Source organism: Flavobacterium sp. PL002 (assembly GCF_054165825.1).
On sequence record NZ_CM135110.1, the window covers coordinates 4,177,361 to 4,197,292 of the forward strand.

Annotated in this window: 19 protein-coding genes; all 19 read left to right on the plus strand. The window is 30.2% G+C overall.

Features of this window, described 5'->3' with window-relative positions; genetic code table 11:
- Window positions 1-108 precede the first annotated feature (108 nt).
- The 19 genes from ACVEGE_RS18260 (at window position 109) to ACVEGE_RS18350 (ending at window position 19,924) form a co-directional block, all read left to right on the plus strand.
- On the plus strand, window positions 109-1,128 hold the full coding sequence (locus ACVEGE_RS18260) for a hypothetical protein (RefSeq protein WP_192502021.1): 1,020 nt from the start codon (window positions 109-111) through the stop codon (window positions 1,126-1,128).
- Window positions 1,128-2,042 (plus strand): hypothetical protein, encoded by a 915-nt coding sequence (locus tag ACVEGE_RS18265; RefSeq protein WP_192502020.1) that lies wholly within the window; start codon window positions 1,128-1,130, stop codon window positions 2,040-2,042. The genes ACVEGE_RS18260 and ACVEGE_RS18265 overlap by 1 nt, the downstream gene beginning before the upstream one ends.
- A gap of 194 nt (window positions 2,043-2,236) precedes the next feature.
- Entirely contained in the window at window positions 2,237-2,794 is a 558-nt protein-coding gene (locus ACVEGE_RS18270; RefSeq protein WP_192502019.1) for a GNAT family N-acetyltransferase, read from the plus strand.
- 657 nt (window positions 2,795-3,451) lie between these two features.
- Entirely contained in the window at window positions 3,452-4,912 is a 1,461-nt protein-coding gene (locus ACVEGE_RS18275) for an ATP-dependent nuclease (RefSeq protein ID WP_225738203.1), read from the plus strand.
- Window positions 4,913-5,060: 148 nt separating this feature from the next.
- Window positions 5,061-5,339, plus strand: a complete 279-nt coding sequence (locus tag ACVEGE_RS18280) for a hypothetical protein (protein ID WP_192502012.1) — start codon at window positions 5,061-5,063, stop codon at window positions 5,337-5,339.
- A gap of 4 nt (window positions 5,340-5,343) precedes the next feature.
- Entirely contained in the window at window positions 5,344-5,661 is a 318-nt protein-coding gene (locus ACVEGE_RS18285) for a hypothetical protein (RefSeq protein WP_192502013.1), read from the plus strand.
- Between the two features lie 23 nt (window positions 5,662-5,684).
- A complete protein-coding gene (locus ACVEGE_RS18290; RefSeq protein ID WP_192502014.1) occupies window positions 5,685-6,269 on the plus strand; it encodes a super-infection exclusion protein B in 585 nt (194 codons plus the stop codon).
- Window positions 6,270-6,447: 178 nt separating this feature from the next.
- Complete coding sequence (locus tag ACVEGE_RS18295; protein ID WP_192502015.1) at window positions 6,448-7,023, plus strand: hypothetical protein; 576 nt, start codon at window positions 6,448-6,450, stop codon at window positions 7,021-7,023.
- A 154-nt stretch (window positions 7,024-7,177) separates the two neighbouring features.
- Window positions 7,178-7,579, plus strand: coding sequence for a lipocalin family protein (locus ACVEGE_RS18300; protein ID WP_192502016.1), 402 nt, complete (start codon window positions 7,178-7,180; stop codon window positions 7,577-7,579).
- A gap of 407 nt (window positions 7,580-7,986) precedes the next feature.
- Complete coding sequence (locus ACVEGE_RS18305) at window positions 7,987-8,538, plus strand: DUF3575 domain-containing protein (RefSeq protein WP_192502017.1); 552 nt, start codon at window positions 7,987-7,989, stop codon at window positions 8,536-8,538.
- Window positions 8,539-8,756: 218 nt separating this feature from the next.
- Window positions 8,757-9,140, plus strand: coding sequence for a helix-turn-helix domain-containing protein (locus ACVEGE_RS18310; RefSeq protein ID WP_192502009.1), 384 nt, complete (start codon window positions 8,757-8,759; stop codon window positions 9,138-9,140).
- A 23-nt stretch (window positions 9,141-9,163) separates the two neighbouring features.
- Window positions 9,164-10,003, plus strand: a complete 840-nt coding sequence (locus ACVEGE_RS18315) for an IS3 family transposase (protein WP_458008648.1) — start codon at window positions 9,164-9,166, stop codon at window positions 10,001-10,003.
- Window positions 10,004-10,167: 164 nt separating this feature from the next.
- The gene (locus tag ACVEGE_RS18320) at window positions 10,168-10,944 is read left to right on the plus strand and encodes a toll/interleukin-1 receptor domain-containing protein (protein ID WP_458008594.1); all 777 of its coding nucleotides are present in this window, start codon (window positions 10,168-10,170) and stop codon (window positions 10,942-10,944) included.
- A 2,058-nt stretch (window positions 10,945-13,002) separates the two neighbouring features.
- Window positions 13,003-13,656: a hypothetical protein gene (locus ACVEGE_RS18325; RefSeq protein ID WP_192501615.1), complete on the plus strand. Its 654-nt coding sequence runs from the start codon at window positions 13,003-13,005 to the stop codon at window positions 13,654-13,656.
- A gap of 176 nt (window positions 13,657-13,832) precedes the next feature.
- A complete protein-coding gene (locus ACVEGE_RS18330; protein ID WP_192501614.1) occupies window positions 13,833-14,705 on the plus strand; it encodes a hypothetical protein in 873 nt (290 codons plus the stop codon).
- Between the two features lie 428 nt (window positions 14,706-15,133).
- On the plus strand, window positions 15,134-15,685 hold the full coding sequence (locus ACVEGE_RS18335; protein WP_458008595.1) for a DUF3575 domain-containing protein: 552 nt from the start codon (window positions 15,134-15,136) through the stop codon (window positions 15,683-15,685).
- Window positions 15,686-15,871: 186 nt separating this feature from the next.
- Window positions 15,872-17,056 carry a hypothetical protein gene (locus ACVEGE_RS18340; RefSeq protein WP_173857662.1) on the plus strand — a complete coding sequence of 395 codons (1,185 nt, stop codon included), beginning with the start codon at window positions 15,872-15,874 and terminating at the stop codon, window positions 17,054-17,056.
- A gap of 1,591 nt (window positions 17,057-18,647) precedes the next feature.
- Complete coding sequence (locus tag ACVEGE_RS18345) at window positions 18,648-19,337, plus strand: hypothetical protein (RefSeq protein ID WP_192502046.1); 690 nt, start codon at window positions 18,648-18,650, stop codon at window positions 19,335-19,337.
- A gap of 203 nt (window positions 19,338-19,540) precedes the next feature.
- Complete coding sequence (locus ACVEGE_RS18350) at window positions 19,541-19,924, plus strand: helix-turn-helix domain-containing protein (protein WP_192502009.1); 384 nt, start codon at window positions 19,541-19,543, stop codon at window positions 19,922-19,924.
- Window positions 19,925-19,932 lie beyond the last annotated feature (8 nt).

Sequence of the window (19,932 nt, forward strand, 5' to 3'; positions counted from 1 at the left end):
CGTATATTCGTTAAGCCAAAAATAATCGTTTTCAAAGCCCCAAAACACGGCAAAGCGCGGGAACGTTAGTGGCAAGCTTAAGAAAAAATTGATAAATAAGAAAATAAAATGAAAGTATACTCAATAAATTTTGATAATGTAATTAAAAGTAGCTTTATAACCGCTTCTACAAATTATAAATTTGCGATAGATAATCTAGTTCCATTAATTGATAGATTAGATATACAGAGAAATATTCAAGACAGTAAATTTTATAGCAGACTTGAGACAGATTTAGTCAAAGGATGCATAATGCCAGCGCTCACTTTAGCTTTCATTGATAGTAATGCCATAAATATTGAAGATATTACTCACTTAGAAACTTATGTAACTGCTAACATTCAAGAAGGATTTATTCTTGATGGAATACAAAGGTTAAATACTTTACAAAGAACCTTTAAAAAGAATGAAAATTTAGATTTGGATAGGATTTTATTTATAAACATTCTTATATGTTCTTCTATGGACAATTTATTGTACAGAATGATTACTTTGAATAATGGACAAAAACCTATGTCGGCAAGACACCAAATAGAAATATTGACGACAAATTTATTTGAATTCGAAAGTGAAAAAACTCCAATAATTACTGAAAGAGATTCAAAAAGAGAAAAAATTAAAGTTTCATTTAATAAAGCAGATTTTATAAAAGGATATTTAGCATTTTTAGCTAATTCAACAAACATTGAAAATCAAAAAATAATTGAAGAAAAACTTGATGCATTAATTGCAGATAAGATTTTAGAATCAAATATTACCGAAGATGATTTAGAATTTTCACTTGTAGTTGAAGAAATAAAAAGGCTTTCAGAAAATGAAAAAAGTCTTAAATGGTTCAGAAATGCAAATAATTTAATTGGATTCTGTGTTGGAATAAAAAAATCGTTTGAAACAATAAAAAATACAAGCATTAATGATTTTGAAAAAAGCTTGGAGAATTTCGAAAAAGCATTTACATCTTTTAATATTTCAAAAATTAAAGTAAGTAGACAAAGAAGAGCAAACGGAAATTATTTTATTCAAAATTATGATGAATTAAAAAATGCAAGTGAAAATGATTTAATTGACATTTTATCTCAAATAGACTAATGGCAAATTTTCAGCAATTTACATATTCTGAATGCTTAAATGCTAAATCATTTAATGCTTTGCCTGGCTATCTTGCTGTAAAGAGAAATCAATCTGCTGAAGTAATTCTACTACGATTACTTACTGGTACATTAGATTTTGAAAATACAGTTAATAGAACTAAAATATCGCAAAGGAAAAATTTCACAGAAGTAGATTTTAGTGTTAATTCAAGAATATCATCGAAATTAATTAATGAAGTATTTACAATTGATTCTAAAAAAATAAGAAAAGCAAAAATAGAAGGATATTATCAACATTGTTTAACAAGAGGTAATAAAATATTTTTCGAGAATTTACTTTTAGAATTTTGTAACTATTTTTATCAAACCAAAAAGGAAAGTCACGCTACCGCATTTTTACATTTATACAGAGCAACTGAATTAATTTCTTATAGTTTTCCTCTACACTTCGCTAGCAAATCAAAAAGTTATAAATCAACATATAATAGTCTAAAAGATTTTTTTACAAAAACGGATGGAGAATTAAGTTTTTTTAAAAAATTTGTAAATGAACATTTGTTCAAAGATAATCCAATATTAGATTTAGACTTGAGTATAAAAATCGAAGAGCCAAATCAAAATTTAAAAGAGCAATACTATAAAGCAATTAAGAAATTATGTGATAACAACAAAAATATCACCATTAAATCACAAACATTAAATACAGAAATTGTAATTACGAGAAAAGGCTTAACAAGTTTAATTATTGATTTGCGAAATAGATATTTTCATTTATTATCAGGAGATTATAGTGATAATTTTACCTCCTCGGATTTATCTGAAATTGACCTTTTTTACAAAAATGTGAATGACATAATAATAAATTGGTTAAGTTTAATTTATATTGAAATTTTAATTAATACAATTGAATAAAAGCCAGCCACTAACAGCCGTTTGTAGCAATTGGGGTTTTAGGCTTAATTTAAAGATGGTTTTGTATTTGGAAAATTGGTGTTTAATGGAAAAAACTCGCGTCTTTATTCCCCAACTGCTACAAGCGCCAAGACGTTGTGCGACACTTTCGAGCGACGGAAAACGAAACTGAAAATTAAAAAATAAACAGAAAAATGAATACGAGAATTGAAACTGAAAGATTCACTTTACGAGAATTTATTCAAACAGATGAAAATGGTTTATTCGAATTAGATAGTAATCCTGCGGTTCATAAATATTTGGGAAATAAACCGGTAAAAAAATTAGAAGAAGTACAAGAATATATTCTAAACTTAAAAAATCAATACGCTGAAAACGGAATTGGACGTTGGGCAGTAATCGAAAAAGTTAGTGGAGATTTTGTTGGTTGGTCAGGAATTAAACTGATAACTGAGCCGATGAATAATCATAATAATTTTTATGAAATTGGATATAGATTAATAGAAAAATATTGGGGAAAAGGAATTGCAACGGAAACAACTGTTGCGCTAATAGATTATGCTTTTGAAAACTTAAAAACGGAAAAAGTTTATGCAATTTGTAACGTTGAAAATGAAGGTTCAAAAAACGTATTACTAAAAAGTGGTTTTAAAATAATTGAAAAGTTTGAACATTGTGAAATCGAACACTTTTGGTTTGAACTGCATAAAGATAAATGGAATAATAGAATTGAAGCAGAAAAAAATGAATAAAAAAGCGATCGCACAACAGCGGTTTCAAGAAATGGCGAGAAATGTGGTAAATTCACGTTTATCTTTCGCAAGAAAAACTATCTTAGTGGAAAATATGCGGTTACGAAGTTCGCCACTTCTTGAAGCCGCGAAACGTTGTACGAGACTTATGCCGAAATTACGCAGAAAAAACGTTGCCAACCAAAAATATATTTCCGCAGGAACTTTTGAGTATTGTGTTTAGCCGAACTGTGCGCGTAGAATCTAATCAGAAGAAAAACTCGTGGAAATTGAACTTATCGGAACTGTGCGCGTAGAATTGAATTGGAAAGTGAAACGGAAAATTATATTTTAGCGAAAAATGCGTGAAGAATTTTGTCTGTAAAGCAGAAACTGAAAACTGGACTTAGCCGAACTTTGCGCATAGAAAAATAAATAGAAGAAAATAAGATTATTCGAGCAAAAAAAATTGAATATTGCGGTTAAAATTGTAATTTCGACTAAAAATAAGCCTCGTACAACAGCGGTTTTGATATAGTGGGGTTTTAGTGGAATTATCGTTTCGCTTCAAGTTTTCGTTAAGCCGAAAATTTATCGTTTACGATTTCCCCACCATTTCAAAGCCGCGACACGTTATGCACAATTTAAAACCAACAAGATAACAATATGAAACTAAACATGAAGATCAAGAAAATAAAGTCTATTGAGACTTTAGAAATTGATTTACCAATACAAAAAGGACTTTACGCTATAACTGGTCAGAATGGTTCTGGAAAAAGTACTGTGGTTACTTGTGCATCAAGCGTGTTTTTCCGACTTCCGATGCATGACTATTTTGGCAAAACTTCCGATGATGCGAGCATAGATTTTACTTTAAATGGAGCGACAAGGTCGTGGAAAAAAATTGAGGGAAAATGGAAAGCTGATTATTCTGGTAATATGGAAATAAAAGGTTTCTATGAAGGAAGTATAATTTTTGGAAATAGGTTTAAGAATACAAGCTACGATTTATTAAAAAAGCTTGACAGAATTACTGATAGTGTTCTAAAACCAGCACCTGATTTTATTAGAGAAAACCTAGGTATAATTTTACATAACAATAAGAATTTTTACGAAAAATTGTTCTTTTTGAATGCAAAAGACTCTGGTCAAAATGTGAAATTTACTGGAGATATTTTTTATTATCAAAAAGGTGATAAACGTGTTAGTCAATTTCATATGTCTACTGGTGAAAACCTTTTAGTAAGTGTACTGAATTCTATCAACATAAGAAATATTGATAGAGCCAGTTTAAATAAACCATGTTTATTGTTTTTAGATGAAATTGAATTAGCATTGCATCCATCATCATTAAAGCGTCTAGTCACATTTCTAAAAGAAATCTCAAATCAATTTAATTATGCGATATATTTTTCTACACATTCTATTGAGTTAATTAGCTCAATAGATCCTATAAATATATTTTTCCTTAATAGATACTCTGACAACACTTTAGAGGTTATAAACCCTTGTTATCCAGCTTATGCTACAAGGATGCTTTATGACCATTCTGGGTATGATTATATCATTTTAGTCGAGGATGATCTTGCTAAAGAAATTGTTACTAGAATATTAAGAAAGTATTCGTTATTAGGAAATAAACTTGTTCATGTACTTCCTTGTGGTGGTTATACAAATGTTATTGAATTAGCGAGAGAAGTTGTAAGTAGTAATTTGGTTGGTAAAATATCTAATATTTCAATAATATTAGATGCTGATATTAAGGGTGATGCCGAGGCTTATTTATCTAGAAATTCAATTAATAATAATATACCTTTAAATTATTTACCAATAGAAAGTTTAGAAAAATATTTAAAAACGAATTTGTTTGATACAGTTGACCATAAACTTTTCCGCTTACTAAATGATTTTGTATTTCATCAAGTAAGTTTAAAAGAGATAGTTGAAAAATATAAAAATGATGAGGCAAATGTTAGTGATAATAATGGAAAAAAACTATACATCAGAATTGATAATGAATTGAGAGCCAGAAATAAAAGTAGAAATGAAATTGTAGAACTTATAGTTGATTATTTAATCGAAAATAAACCTACCCAAATTCAAAAAATAGTTACTTTCTTGCAAAAACGTTTCGAATAAAACTGTGCATAACCGCCATTTTGAGCTAGCTGGAATTTAGTGGGATTATCGTTTCGCATCAAGTTTTCGTTAAGCCGAAAACTGAAAGGTTACGAACTTCCAGCCATCTCAAAGTGGCATAACGTTGTGCAACATTTACAAAAAAAATATGAACAAAGAAGAAGAATTCGAAGATCAAATGAAAATCTCAATCCTAAAAAACTTGAATGATTTAAAAACCGACCCAAAATTAGCCGATTTAAAAAAATGTTATTCAGAAAATTTTAATAAAATTGAGTCGTTAATATCAAGTTCTAATTCAAAAATTGCCATTGAGGATATTAACGATATTTGTGGACTAAATTATAATAAAATGGATAGTTTCTTAATGCAGGAAATCAACAATGGGATTATGAAAAATATTATTTCTATTAATGACTTAAAATAATTGTATGGTCTATATACCACTATCTGATGATTTTGATCCAGGAATGAGATACGAAGGTTTAGCAAGATATGCTTTTGATTGCCAGCGTTGGGAAGGACCAAATAATATTGCACATCAAGGTGCATATAATTCATTATTTATTCCAGAAACCAACGAAGAAGGTATTTTAGTCATTAATCAAATATTAGACGCTTTAATATTAAAAGAAGAAAAAAATAAAGTTGTCGAATTAACTCAAATTAAAAACTCTCTAACAGAAAGAATGAAACAAGAAACAGCGATTGACCTATTCGATTATGTCATTAACATATTACAGAATTAATAGATAACATTAAATAAAATATATTGGAAAAATATTTAAAAGCAATATTTGATTTAAATAAACTACCGACAAAATTCTTTTTTCTTTTGTCGGCTGTCTCTGGATTTGTTTTATTCATCGACGAAGGATTTCTAAATAAAAAACTATTTATTGATAATTTAAAAGATAAGTATGGTTGGGTTTTAGGTATTATTTTTATTATTTCAACGGGATTAGTTTTAGTGAATTTTGTAATCTGGATTTTCAAAACAATTCAACGAAAGATATTAATGACAAAATGGAAAAAGAAATTTGCAGAAAGAGTAAAAAACTTTGATCGAATAGAAAAATCAATACTGAGAGAATTTATTCTAAATGGACAAAAATCAATTGAAATGCCAATAGATAACCCTTCAGTATCTGGACTTTTAGATAAAAACATTTTAGTAATGAACAGACAATTTGGAAATACTTCCATAATGACAGGATTCAAAACATCTTTGAGTATCAATGAAACTGTTCTTGAAATACTTGAACTTAAAGACATTGATTTAAGCGAACAACCAACCGAATTAGAAATTCGATTCGCGAAGGACAACCGACCAGAATGGACAAATAGATATTATTAACGAATATAATTAAAACGTTGCACAACAGCTGTTTTGAGCTAGCTGGAATTTAGTGGAATTATCGTTTCGCATCAAGTTTTCGTTAAGCCGAAAATTGAGCGGTTTCGAACTTCCAGCCATCTCAAAGCAGCAAAACGTTATGCGTCAGTTTGGTAAAACGTAGAAAAACAGAATCCGAATGAAAACATATTTATTTGATACTGATGATTTTGTTTTAATCAGTTACTTAAAATCTGAAACACCGAAAAAAATTTGGTGGTCACCAATTCAATATATTTTTGAATATGAAGATTTTTATATTGAGGCAGAAATTTATTGTTGTGAAAAAAATCCTGTTTCATTCAATGATTATGGATTCATTATGTCCGTCAATTTTGAAAAAGTAAGCGGAAAGTATTCAAACGTTAATGGTTGCATTGTTTTATCTGAAAATAGAAGAATATCAAATATTTATATTGTACGAACACTAATTTATTTTCACGATTATAGAAATAGACAATATGTTGAAAATAAAAACTATAACTGTATTGGAGGTTTTCTAACTCATCCAAAAGAGGAATTGGAAAAAGAAATACAAACAGAAAGCACTAACGTGGTAGACGTTGGATTACTAATAGATATAGAAAATGATTTTATTGATGCTTTTGTAAAAGATAATGACGAGGATTTTTACAAAGTTGGAGAAAACTATTTATTAGAAAACATTGATTTTAACGATCTGCCAAAAGAATACGAATACATAAAATTTGAATAAAAAACCGAACGCATAACAGCTGTTTTGAGCTAGCTGGAATTTAGTGGAATTACCGTTTCGCATCAAGTTTTCGTTAAGCCGAAAATTGATCGGTTACGAACTTCCAGCCATCTCAAAGCAGCAACACGTTAGCAGTAAGCTTAAACCAAAAAATATGAAAATAACATCTAAAATAATTTTATCGCTTTCATTTATACTAATATGTTTGAATGCGAAAGCTCAAGAAACTGAAAATGTTGAAACATTGCTTGTGAATGAATGGACATTGAAATCATTTGAAGTAAATGGACAGATATTTCCTCCGCGTGAAAGAAATAAGAATGATAAAATGATATTTAATTCTGATAAAAGCGCAGAATCAATTAGTACTAATCAAGTTCAAAAAGGAACTTGGTCTTATGACAAAACATCACAAATAATACTTGTTGTTGATGAAAAAAATAAATTTGATATGCAACTCAAACTAATAACAATAACGAAATCTGAATGTACTTTAGAGTTGGAAAATCCGAAAGGAACTTTTGTAAAGCTAAATATGACAAGTAAAATTGAATAAAGCCTACTGCTAACAGCGGTTTGCAAAAATGGCGAAATATGTGGTAAATTCACGTTTATTTTTCGCAAGATATTTTATCTTAGCCGAAAATAATCGGTTACGAAGTTCGCCACTTCTGCAAGCCGCGAGACGTTGTGCGACATTTTGGCGCAGACGGGTAGAAAACGAAAGTCGATAATCAAATGAAAATCAGAATTAAAGAATTTTAAGTTTAAAAAAAGCTTTGAAATATTGTCGAAATATTCTGAACTCACATGAAATAAAATTGGGAACTGTACCACAATCTTTATACAAACTTTTCGTCGCATTTATTTATGCTTTATTTAACGAGTCGTTTATGAGTAAGTTAACATTTTAAAAAGAAAATCAATGTAGGTTTGTCAGAAATTAATTAAATAAAAAAACTTATGAAAAAAATCTTTTTAGCAGTTACAATACTGTTTTCGTTTTTCGTTGCTAAAGCACAAAATAAAAATGAAACCATCCTAAATCCTTACGAAAAAAAAAATGAAGTTCTTCTTGATTTAATTGCACCAGCTTTTTCGGGAGGAATTAATGCAAGTTATGAAAGGTATTTCAACAAAAAATCATCATTAGGGATTACTTTTATTTATATATTCGACAATACCAAGGAAAAAGATATGAACTATTCTATCTCTCCATACTACAGAAGGTATTTTGGTAAAAAATATGCTTCAGGTTTTTTTGTTGAAGGATTTGGAATGGTTATGTCAATTGATGGAAAAAAAGTATATGACACACCAGAGAAATTAACATTTACTGAAAATCCAAATGTTATTAATCTTTCTATTGGTGCAGGTTTTGGGTGGAAAGGAGTTACAAAAAGTGGACTTACATATGGTGCAAACCTTGGTTGGGGAAAAATGTTATTTAATGCTGACAAAACTGACCATACCCAAGTTGCTAAAATTTCATTGAATGTAGGCTATAGATTTTAATCCAATTACTGAAGAAAAACGTCGCACAACAGCGGTTTGCAAAAATGGCGAGATATGTGGTAAATTCACGTTTATCTATCGCAAGAAATATTATCTTAGCGGAAAATAATCGGTCACGAAGTTCGCCACTTCTGCAAGCCGCGACACGTTAGGCACAATTTTACCGCATGACAAATCCTGAAATAGGTTGACTAAAAATTAAACACTTTTAGTAAACTATGGAACCCACAAAAAACGGACACTGTCCAAAAATTGAGTACAAAAAAATTGGTTTTGACCTAAAACTTTCCATCATTGACCAAATTTCAAACGGTCAAATTTCGGTAAATCACGCTTCCAAATTACATGGAATTTCTCGCTCTTCAATAACCTATTGGATGAAAAAATTGCGTTCCTTTGAACAAAATTCTAAAGCCATGAGTAAAAACGAGGAAATCAAAAAACTCAAAGAACGAATCGAAGAACTTGAGTTCATCAAAGACTTTCAACAAATGATAATTGCTGATTTTGAAGTAAGCACTAATCTTGATTTTGCAAAAAAGTCATTACCCGAAGCATTACTAAAAGAAGTGGAGAAAAAAAAGAAAGACCTTTTAAAATAAAATGGTTCTCCCAATGCTTCGGAATAAGCAAACAGGCTTATTACAAACGAATGAACAAACAAAAAACAGAAGATTTACAGGCTGTAAAGATCAAAGAACTCATAACACCTATCCGTCAAAAAATGGTACGATATGGAGGTAAAAAACTACACTTGGATATCAAAGATGACTTTCTAAAAAATGATATAAAAATGGGTAGAGATAAGTTTATTCACTTTTTAAAATATCATAATTTATTAATCAAAAAAACAAAGCTTTATCATATAACAACTGACTCTAAACATGGGTTTTACAAGTCAGACGACTTACTTAAAGACCTTGAAATAAAACACGCAGAACAAGTCTTTGTTAGCGATATAACCTATATTAAATTAGCTTCACAACATGCCTATTTAGCCCTGGTTACTGACGTTTATTCCAAGAAAATAATGGGATACAAAATTGATACAAATATGAAAGTTCAACTTGTCAAAGACGCAATGCAAATGGCTGTTAAAAACAGACTTTATAAAAATGAAAATCTAATCCATCATTCCGACAGAGGTATACAATATTGCTGTCCGGACTTTGCTGAATTTGCCAAATCAAAGAACATTATTTTAAGTACAACTCAAAATTCAAGCCCTTACGAAAATGCAGTAGCCGAAAGAATAAACGGAATTTTAAAACATGAATTTGGACTAAATAAAACAATTCCAAATTTAAAAACAGCACAAAAAATGGTGAAACAAGCTATAGAAATTTACAATAATGAGCGTAGACATTGCTCTCTTGAAATGAAAACACCACAATATGCACATAAAAATCAAACCCATCAATACAAGCCTTATAAAAAGAAAAAAAATACTAATTTAGTTGCGTAGGAATGTTGACAAGTTTGGAAAAAAATCCTTTCAAAGATTTTTTCTAAACTTATCAATATTCCGACTACAATCACCTATTTTTGAAATTATACATTAACAAAAAAAGGTCAACCTATATCAGGACAAGACAGCAGAATCGGATATATAACACTAAAAAACAGAAAATGATATTTATTAGTCATAATCACGCAGACAAAATAATAATTGAGCCAATTGCAGTAAAACTTGCAGATATATTTGGAAAAGAAAAAGTTTTTTATGATTCTTGGTCAATGCAACCAGGAGATGGTCTTATTGACAAAATGAATGAGGGACTAGAAAAATGTACTCATTTTTTTTATTTTGTATCTAAAAATAGTATAGGCAGTAATATGGTAAAAATGGAATGGCAAAATGCAGTTTATAAAGCATCTAAAGGTAATTGTAAAGTTATACCAATAAGACTTGATGCTACTTCAATGCCTCCAATTCTATCGCAAAGTCTATATATTGATTTATATTCAAATGGACTAGATGCAACTGTAGGTCAAATGGTAAATGTCATTCAAGGAAATTCTAATTTTAATGCAAGTACTAATTCTTTTTCAAATCTTTCTTTTAAAATAGAAAGTCAAACTGAAACTGATATTACTTTCAAAATTTATGCTAGCCATTATCTTGAACCAATTTCAAATTTTCTTATTTTAGTTAAAAATGCTGAAGGAGAATTGAATTTTTCTTTGCCAACCGAAGGAATGTTCAATGGAGGATTTAACAAAGACGTGAAACTTTCAAATGGAAATATAGTTAATGCAGAGCTAATGAAAGCTTCTAGAGGAATTACACCAACAATGCCAATGACAATTTTAATTACGAAAGATAAAAAAATCGAACTTAAGTTTGTGGGCATATTGCATCAGACATCTGAAAGTGATTATACCCCAATACCTCAAAGAACGTAATAAAAACTGTGCCTAACAGCGGTTTGCAAAAATGGCGAGATATGTGGTAAATTCAGGTTTATCTTTCGCAAGAAATTTTATCTTAGCCGAAAATAATCGGTTACGAAGTTCGCCACTTCTGCAAGCCGCGACACGTTGTACGAGACTTATGCCGAAATTACGCAGAAAATACTTTTGCCACAAAAAATATATTACCGCAAGAACTTTTGAGTATTGTGTTTAGCCGAACTGTATGTGCCGAATTTTATCTGAAAAGTGGAATCTGAAAACCGAACTTAGCCGAACTTTGAGAGTAGAAAAATAAATAGAAGAAAATAACATTATTCGATCAAAAAAATTGAATATTGCGGTTAAAATTGTAATTTCGACTAAAAATAAGCCTCGTACAACAGCGGTTTTGACATAGTGGGGTTTTAGTGGAATTATCGTTTCGCTTCAAGTTTTCGTTAAGCCGAAAATTTATCATTTACGAATTCCCCACCATTTCAAAGCCGCGAGACGTTGTAATATATTTTAACGCCGAATTTTGCGGTGAAAAATTCCTTGCTTCACTCCTACTAAGAAAATAATCTGCAATCCAAAAAGTTGTCGTTTATAAAAGAAAATTAGAACAGTTTTATGTGAAATAGATTCTGGCGAAATCGTCAAGCCGAAAATAATTTGCTTGAATTAAAGTGATGCAGTTTGCGTCGAAATAGATTGTGGCGAAATCGTTAAGCCGAAAGTAATTTGCTTCAATTAATGCGATGCAGTTTGTGGTGAAAAATATTGTACCGAAATCATTAAGCCGAAAGTAATTTGGATTAATGAAAATGATGCAGTTTGTGGCGAAAAGTATTGTGCCGAAAAATTGAATAACGAGAAATCCTTGTGTTGATAAAAACATATTACAACAGCGGTTTGCATAAATGGCGAAATATGTGGTAAATTCACGTTTATCTTTCGCAAGAAATTTTATCTTAGCCGAAAATAATCGGTTACGAAGTTCGCCACTTCTGCAAGCCGCGACACGTTGCAATAAATAATCTTGCCGAGCTTTGCGTTTAAAAAATCAAAAAATAAATCGTTAAGCAGAAAGTATTTTGATTCGATTTAAGTGATGTAGTTTGCGCTGAAAAATTAAAAAGTAAATTGTTAAGCGGAAAATTATTTGGTTAAATTTATGTGATGCAGTTTGCGTATAAAAACTTAGCCGAATTTATTAAGCAGAAAACATTTTTCCGAAATTGAAGCGATGCAGTTTTTGTATAAAAAGAATCATGAAAAATCGTTTAGCCGAAAAAACTTTGGTACTATTTAAGTGATGCAGATTGTAGCGAACTAGATTGCGGAAAAGTCAATTGCGAAAAGAATGATTATTCATAAAATTACTTATTGCAACACACGTTTTGCCGTATTTGGGGATTTAGTGGAATTATCATTTTAATTCGTATATTCGTTAAGCCAAAAATAATCGTTTTCAAAGCCCCAAAACACGGCAAAGCGCGGGAACGTTGTACGAGACTTATGCCGAAATCACGCAGAAAATACTTTTGCCACAAAAAATATATTACCGCAAGAACTTTTGAGTACTGTGTTTAGCCGAACTGTGCGCGTAGAAAATAATCAGAAGAAATAATCGTGGAAAATGAACTATGCCGAACTGTGCGTGCCGAATTTTATCTGAAAAGCAGAATCTGAGAATTGAACTTAGTCATACTGTACGTGCCGAATTTTGTCTGACAAGCAGAATCTGAGAATTGAACTTAGCCGAACTGTGCGTGCCGAATTTTGTCTGAAAAGTGGAATCTGAAAACCGAACTTAGTCGAACTTTGAGAGTAGAAAAATAAATAGAAGAAAATAACATTTTTCGATCAAAAAAATTGAATATTGTGGTTAAAATTGTAATTTCGACTAAAAATAAGCCTCGTACAACAGCGGTTTTGACATAGTGGGGTTTTAGTGGAATTATCGTTTCGCTTCAAGTTTTCGTTAAGCCGAAAATTTATCGTTTACGAATTCCCCACCATTTCAAAGCCGCGACACGTTGTATGATATTTTGGAAAAACTCGTGGAAAATGAAAACCAAATGTATAGGAATAACAGCAATTATATTAACAATTCTTTCGATTATGCTATTTTCAATTTATAACAAAGAAACTAAAGAAGAAAAATTTTGGAATTGGTTTGTAGAAAATCAAGAATCATATTATGATGAATCCGTAAATCTTGAAATTAGAGAAAAAATATTTGACGAACTTTCCAAAAATTTAAAAAAAGTCAATGAAGATTTAGTATTTGAATTTAGTCCAAAACATAAAAATAATACTGTAGAATTTACAATTTCAGCAGATGGAATCAAAGAAATATTTCCCATTGTAGAAAAATTAATCGAAAAAGCTCCAAAACTAAAAAATTGGAAATTTAACGCATTTAGACAACCAGTTCCAGGAGATGATTTTACAATAAATTATGGAGATTTAAAAATTGGTTATTCTGATATTTTTTACCGAAGCCAGACTAATAACGGAAAATTAGGAATTGAGTTAAATATAAAGAATTATGACGGAAAAGGTCGAACACAAAATGCTATATATATTCTTTTAGATAATTTAATTGGAGAATATAATGTAGTGACAAAAATTGATTGGATAGAATGGGTTGAGTTGAAAGAAAACGAAATAACAGGCCTAAAACCACTTACTGAATTACGAAAAGAAATAGATAAATAAAAAAACATCATACAACAGCGGTTTGCAAAAATGGCGAAATATGTGGTAAAATCACGTTTATCTTTCGCAAGATATTTTATCTTAGCCGAAAATAATCGGTTACGAAGTTCGCCACTTCTGCAAGCCGCGAAACGTTAGTAGCAAGGCTAGAAAAAATCGCAAGTAAATCAGAAAATATGACAGAAAAATTAAAATACGAACGCCGAATAATTGCTTTCATTGATATCTTAGGTTTTAAAGAAATAGTTAAAAAATCTGAAAGTGATACATCAAAAATCGAATTACTATATTCAGTTTTAGAATATTTAAAGAATTGGGAGAAACCAGATAATTGGAATCTAAAATTTGTGGAAATTGAAGAAGATGCTCAAAAGAAAGGTTTGAAATATTTTGATATTAGTACTAAGACAAATACAACTGCATTTTCAGATAGTATCGTAGTTTCAGTTAAAATTGAAAATGATATTAATGAAATGACTTCGACCTTAATTTGTAATTTGGCTTATATTGGCTCTATGTTAATGGAAAAAGGAATATTGTTCCGCGGTGGTCTAACTATTGGAAATATCATTCATAAAGACAACGGAACCGTATTTGGACAAGGTTTAATTGAAGCATATTTACTTGAGCTGAAAAGCGCAAAATTCCCAAGAATTGTCTTATCTGATAAATTAATAAAAGAATTAAATTATCCAATCGAACGAAAAATAAATAGATATCCTTATCATCAATACCTAAAGAGATTTGAAGATGGTTGCGTAGGATTTCATCAAATGATTTATTACCAAGTAATTGACAGTTGTCCATATTTCACGAAAGATGATAAAATTTTAAGTTTGGAAAATATTCGCAAAACTATTATTAATGGATTAGATTCAAGCTTTGAGCAATCTGAAGTTTTTGAAAAATATAAGTGGTTAAAAGTTCAATATAATGACTTGATAATTTTAAGCGATTTTGATTGCGATAATAAAACACATGAGAACATAAAGGTGAAAATTAGGGAAGTTAGAGAAGATCATAATATACATTTTTCTCAGGTTGATTAAAGTATGATTATATGATAATAAGCCCAGCCACTAACAGCGGTTTGCAAAAATGGCGAAATATGTGGTAACTTCACGTTTATCTTTCGCAAGAAATTTTATCTTAGCCGAAAATAATCGGTCACGAAGTTCGCCACTTCTGCAAGCCGCGACACGTTGTGCGACATTTTGGCGCAGACGGGTAGAAAACGAAAGTCGATAATCAAATGAAAATCAGAATTAAAGAATTTTAAGTTTAAAAAAAGCTTTGAAATATTGTCGAAATATTCTGAACTCACATGAAATAAAATTGGGAACTGTACCACAATCTTTATACAAACTTTTCGTCGCATTTATTTATGCTTTATTTAACGAGTCGTTTATGAGTAAGTTAACATTTTAAAAAGAAAATCAATGTAGGTTTGTCAGAAATTAATTAAATAAAAAAACTTATGAAAAAAATCTTTTTAGCAGTTACAATACTGTTTTCGTTTTTCGTTGCTAAAGCACAAAATAAAAATGAAACCATCCTAAATCCCTACGAAAAAAAAAATGAAGTTATTCTTGATTTAATTGCACCAGCTTTTTCGGGAGGAATTAATGCAAGTTATGAAAGGTATTTCAACAAAAAATCATCATTAGGGATTACTTTTATTTATATATTCGACAATACCAAGGAAAAAGATATGAACTATTCTATCTCTCCATACTACAGAAGGTATTTTGGTAAAAAATATGCTTCAGGTTTTTTTGTTGAAGGATTTGGAATGGTTATGTCAATTGATGGAAAAAAAGTATATGACACACCAGAGAAATTAACATTTACTGAAAATCCAAATGTTATTAATCTTTCTATTGGTGCAGGTTTTGGGTGGAAAGGAGTTACAAAAAGTGGACTTACATATGGTGCAAACCTTGGTTGGGGAAAAATGTTATTTAATGCTGACAAAACTGACCATACCCAAGTTGCTAAAATTTCATTGAATGTAGGCTATAGATTTTAATCCAATTACTGAAGAAAAACGTCGCACAACAGCGGTTTGCAAAAATGGCGAGATATGTGGTAAATTCACGTTTATCTATCGCAAGAAATATTATCTTAGCGGAAAATAATCGGTCACGAAGTTCGCCACTTCTGCAAGCCGCGACACGTTAGTGGCTATTATACCTAAAATAACGCATAAAATACTATGAAACAAATACTTAATCTTATCATTATTTTACTTTTTGTAATCAAAATTGAAGCGCAAATTAAAAAAGAAACTTATCAATTTTCTAAAGACATAGAAACTAAAATTGATAAAGATACTTTGTCTTGGAAATATCAAATGGGCGCAACTGATTATTCGATTAGCGAATATTATTTACAAGCACTAAAAACTTGGGATAAAAATGGAAGTGGAATTAAAAAAATTTCAAAAGAAGACAGTTTGTATTTTAATTCATTTAAAAAAAATGATGCAAAAGAATATATTTTAAATCGTTCCAAAAGAGAAAAAATTATAATTATAAATGAAGCTCATCATAACATAAGACATCGAGTTTTTACAACTTCACTTTTACAAGGATTATATGATAATGGCTATCGATTTTTTGGATTAGAAGCGCTTTCTGATACTTTAATAAATAATAGAAAATATCCTGTTTTAGAAAGTGGATATTATACACAAGAACCGCAAATGGCAAATTTACTTCAAGAAGCAATTAAAATTGGATTTACATTATTTACTTATGAACCAAATGATAAATCTAATGGTAAACAAAGAGAAATTGGTCAGGCAGAAAACATTGCTAAAATCATTAAAGAAAATCCAAATGCTAAATTTCTAATTCATTGCGGTTGGGATCACGTTATCGAAGGAACACCAGGAAATAAAAGTTGGGAAAAAGCAATGGCAGGAAGATTAAAAGAAAAAACCAATATTGACCCATTTACTATCGACCAAGTGGCATATTCTGAAAAAGGAGATATACAATTTATAAGTCCATATGTATTAATTGCTAATTCAGAAAAACCAGTAATTATGGTAAATGAAATTGGAAAAACATTTAATGGAAGTGAAACAAACGACCAAACTGATTGTAGAATAGTTCATCCAATAACAAAATACATTAACGAAAGACCAAATTGGCTATATTTAAACGGAGAAAGAAAAGCGTACAAAATTCCTGAAAATAAAATAACTGAATATCCAATTTTAGTTTTAGCATACAGAAAAAAAGAATTTGAACAGAATGGAATTCCAGCAGATTTAATTGAAATTTTAAACGAAAAATCAACTTCAAACCTGATTCTAAAGAAAGGCATTTACAAAATAATAATAAAAGACAAAGACTATAAAATTATAAACGAATATGAAGCGAAAATAAAATAACAGCCACTAACAGCGGTTTGCAAAAATGGCGAAATATGTGGTAAATTCACGTTTATCTTTCGCAAGAAATTTTATCTTAGCCGAAAATAATCGGTTACGAAGTTCGCCACTTCTGCAAGCCGCGAGACGTTGTCATAAATAATGGTTTTACGCAAAGAAAAAGCAATAGAATTTCTAAAGACAAAATATTTGAGCAGAAAGTAATTTGCTTCAATCAACAGAATTTAATTAGCGGCAGGATTTTAAACGACAAAAACGGTAAACGGAAAATCATCATCTTCGATCAACAGAATTTAATTTGTAACAGACTTTCAAATCACAAAATCAATAATCAGAAAATCATTCTCTTCGATCAACAGAATTTAATTCTGTGGCTAAATTAATTTTTACAAAATCGGTAAACAGAAAATCATTATCTTCGCTTAACAGCATTGACTTTTTAACTAAATAATCTGTGTTGAAACAAAATATAAATATTTAAAAATTACTCATGACAACAACGGTTTTACAATAGTGGGGTTTTAGTGGAATTACCGTTTCGCATCATGTTTTCGTTAAGCCGAAAAATATCAATTACGAATTCCCCACCATTGTAAAGCCGCATCACGTTGTAATAAATAATTTTGCCGAGCTTTTCGCATAAAAAAACAGAAAGTAATTGTTTAGTAGAAAGTATTTTGGTTCTATTGATGTGATGCAGTTTGCGCTGAAAATCAGAAATAAAACGTTAAGAAGAAAATATTTTGGTTCTATTGATGTGATGCAGTTTGCGAAAAAATGAATCAGGAAACATAGTTTGCCGAAAATACTTTAATTCTATTTAAATGAAGAATTTTGTGGTGAATTAGATTGCGGAAAATAAATCTGCGAAAAGGATGATGATCAATATAATTACTTATTACAACACACGTTTGTAGCTATTGCGGAATTTAGTGGAATTATCGTTTTTAATTTGTATTTTCGTATAGCCAAAAATTCTCGTCTTCGAAGTCCGCAACAGACTACAAGCGCGGGAACGTTGTACGAGACTTATGCCGAAATTACGCAGAAAACACTTTTGTCAACTAAAAATTTATTTCCGCAGGAACTTTTAAGTATTGTGTTTAGCCGAACTGTGCGCGTAGAATCAAATCAGAGGAAAAACTCGTGGAAAATGAACTTATCGGAACTGTGCGCGTAGAATTTTATCTGAAAAGCAGAATCTGAGAATTGAACTTAGCCAAACTGTACGTACCGAATTTTGTCTGAAAAGGAAAATCTAAGAATTGAACTTAGCCGAACTGTGCGTGCCGAATTCTGCCTGAAAAGTGAAATCTGAAAACCGAACTTAGCCGAACTTTGAGAGTAGAAAAATAAGTAGAAGAAAATAACATTATTCGATCAAAAAAATTGAATATTGCGGTTAAAATTGTAATTTCGACTAAAAATAAGCCTCGTACAACAGCGGTTTTGACATAGTGGGGTTTTAGTGGAATTATCGTTTCGCTTCAAGTTTTCGTTAAGCCGAAAATTTATCGTTTACGAATTCCCCACCATTTCAAAGCCGCGAGACGTTAGCAAACATATTACCCGAACGAGACGAATTCATTTTATGAGAAAATATACAAAATCATTCAAACTTGATGCTAGCAAATTAGAATTAAATGATTTAAACCATTTAGTAGAAATTATAACGAAGACATTCTCTGAAAATGAAAGAAGTAATGATTTTGAAATATTAACGAGATTAGATGACTTGGACATTAGATCTGAATCACTAGAAGAGTTTTTGAAACATAGAGAATTACCAAATAAATTAAATAATTTATCTATTAGTATGACAGGTTGGAATGAAAATGGAAATATAGATAAGAGTGTAAGATTGTTATTCTATAAAATATTCACAAACCTTGATGTTAACGGAGATGAAGAAACTTGGGTTATTGGTAAATCTTCACAAATAAACGAATTCTTAAAGAAGAAACGTCCATGGCATTGGTTACTAAATAAAATATTCCCCTATGCTACCGGTGTAATTTTTGCAATTTCATTATTCTACTTATCTCACTTTTTAAAAAACGGAGAAATAATTTATTCTATTAGTACAGGAATATTCTTTTTATCATGGATTTTAGCAACATTTTTTTTTACAAAAGGAACATTTTTACCGCATGTGCAAATAATTCTCAATAGAGATAAATCATTACTCAATAAAGAAAATATTACAATTTTAATTTCAATCTTGAGTCTAATAGTTTCTATAATTGGTGGAATAATTTTACCCTTAATTAATTCTAATTAAAATACGTTTGCTAACAGCGGTTTGCAAAAATGGCGAAATATGTGGTAAATTCACGTTTATCTTTCGCAAGAAATTTTATCTTAGCCGAAAATAATCGGTCACGAAGTTCGCCACTTCTGCAAGCCGCGACACGTTAGCCGTCAGTGTAAAAAATGACAAATCCTGAAATAGGTTGACTAAAAATTAAACACTTTTAGTAAACTATGGAACCCACAAAAAACGGACACTGTCCAAAAATTGAGTACAAAAAAATTGGTTTTGACCTAAAACTTTCCATCATTGACCAAATTTCAAACGGTCAAATTTCGGTAAATCACGCTTCCAAATTACATGGAATTTCTCGCTCTTCAATAACCTATTGGATGAAAAAATTGCGTTCCTTTGAACAAAATTCTAAAGCCATGAGTAAAAACGAGGAAATCAAAAAACTCAAAGAACGAATCGAAGAACTTGAGTTCATCAAAGACTTTCAACAAATGATAATTGCTGATTTTGAAGTAAGCACTAATCTTGATTTTGCAAAAAAGTCATTACCCGAAGCATTACTAAAAGAAGTGGAGAAAAAAAAGAAAGACCTTTTAAAATAAAATGGTTC

What these genes read in the sequence shown, in the direction of transcription:
- ACVEGE_RS18260 (WP_192502021.1), top strand. Translation starts at nt 109, where the DNA reads ATGAAAGTATACTCAATAAATTTTGATAATGTAATTAAAAGTAGCTTT.
- ACVEGE_RS18265 (WP_192502020.1), top strand. Translation starts at nt 1,128, where the DNA reads ATGGCAAATTTTCAGCAATTTACATATTCTGAATGCTTAAATGCTAAA.
- ACVEGE_RS18270 (WP_192502019.1), top strand. Translation starts at nt 2,237, where the DNA reads ATGAATACGAGAATTGAAACTGAAAGATTCACTTTACGAGAATTTATT.
- ACVEGE_RS18275 (WP_225738203.1), top strand. Translation starts at nt 3,452, where the DNA reads ATGAAGATCAAGAAAATAAAGTCTATTGAGACTTTAGAAATTGATTTA.
- ACVEGE_RS18280 (WP_192502012.1), top strand. Translation starts at nt 5,061, where the DNA reads ATGAACAAAGAAGAAGAATTCGAAGATCAAATGAAAATCTCAATCCTA.
- ACVEGE_RS18285 (WP_192502013.1), top strand. Translation starts at nt 5,344, where the DNA reads ATGGTCTATATACCACTATCTGATGATTTTGATCCAGGAATGAGATAC.
- ACVEGE_RS18295 (WP_192502015.1), top strand. Translation starts at nt 6,448, where the DNA reads ATGAAAACATATTTATTTGATACTGATGATTTTGTTTTAATCAGTTAC.
- ACVEGE_RS18300 (WP_192502016.1), top strand. Translation starts at nt 7,178, where the DNA reads ATGAAAATAACATCTAAAATAATTTTATCGCTTTCATTTATACTAATA.
- ACVEGE_RS18305 (WP_192502017.1), top strand. Translation starts at nt 7,987, where the DNA reads ATGAAAAAAATCTTTTTAGCAGTTACAATACTGTTTTCGTTTTTCGTT.
- ACVEGE_RS18310 (WP_192502009.1), top strand. Translation starts at nt 8,757, where the DNA reads ATGGAACCCACAAAAAACGGACACTGTCCAAAAATTGAGTACAAAAAA.
- ACVEGE_RS18320 (WP_458008594.1), top strand. Translation starts at nt 10,168, where the DNA reads ATGATATTTATTAGTCATAATCACGCAGACAAAATAATAATTGAGCCA.
- ACVEGE_RS18325 (WP_192501615.1), top strand. Translation starts at nt 13,003, where the DNA reads ATGAAAACCAAATGTATAGGAATAACAGCAATTATATTAACAATTCTT.
- ACVEGE_RS18330 (WP_192501614.1), top strand. Translation starts at nt 13,833, where the DNA reads ATGACAGAAAAATTAAAATACGAACGCCGAATAATTGCTTTCATTGAT.
- ACVEGE_RS18335 (WP_458008595.1), top strand. Translation starts at nt 15,134, where the DNA reads ATGAAAAAAATCTTTTTAGCAGTTACAATACTGTTTTCGTTTTTCGTT.
- ACVEGE_RS18340 (WP_173857662.1), top strand. Translation starts at nt 15,872, where the DNA reads ATGAAACAAATACTTAATCTTATCATTATTTTACTTTTTGTAATCAAA.
- ACVEGE_RS18345 (WP_192502046.1), top strand. Translation starts at nt 18,648, where the DNA reads ATGAGAAAATATACAAAATCATTCAAACTTGATGCTAGCAAATTAGAA.
- ACVEGE_RS18350 (WP_192502009.1), top strand. Translation starts at nt 19,541, where the DNA reads ATGGAACCCACAAAAAACGGACACTGTCCAAAAATTGAGTACAAAAAA.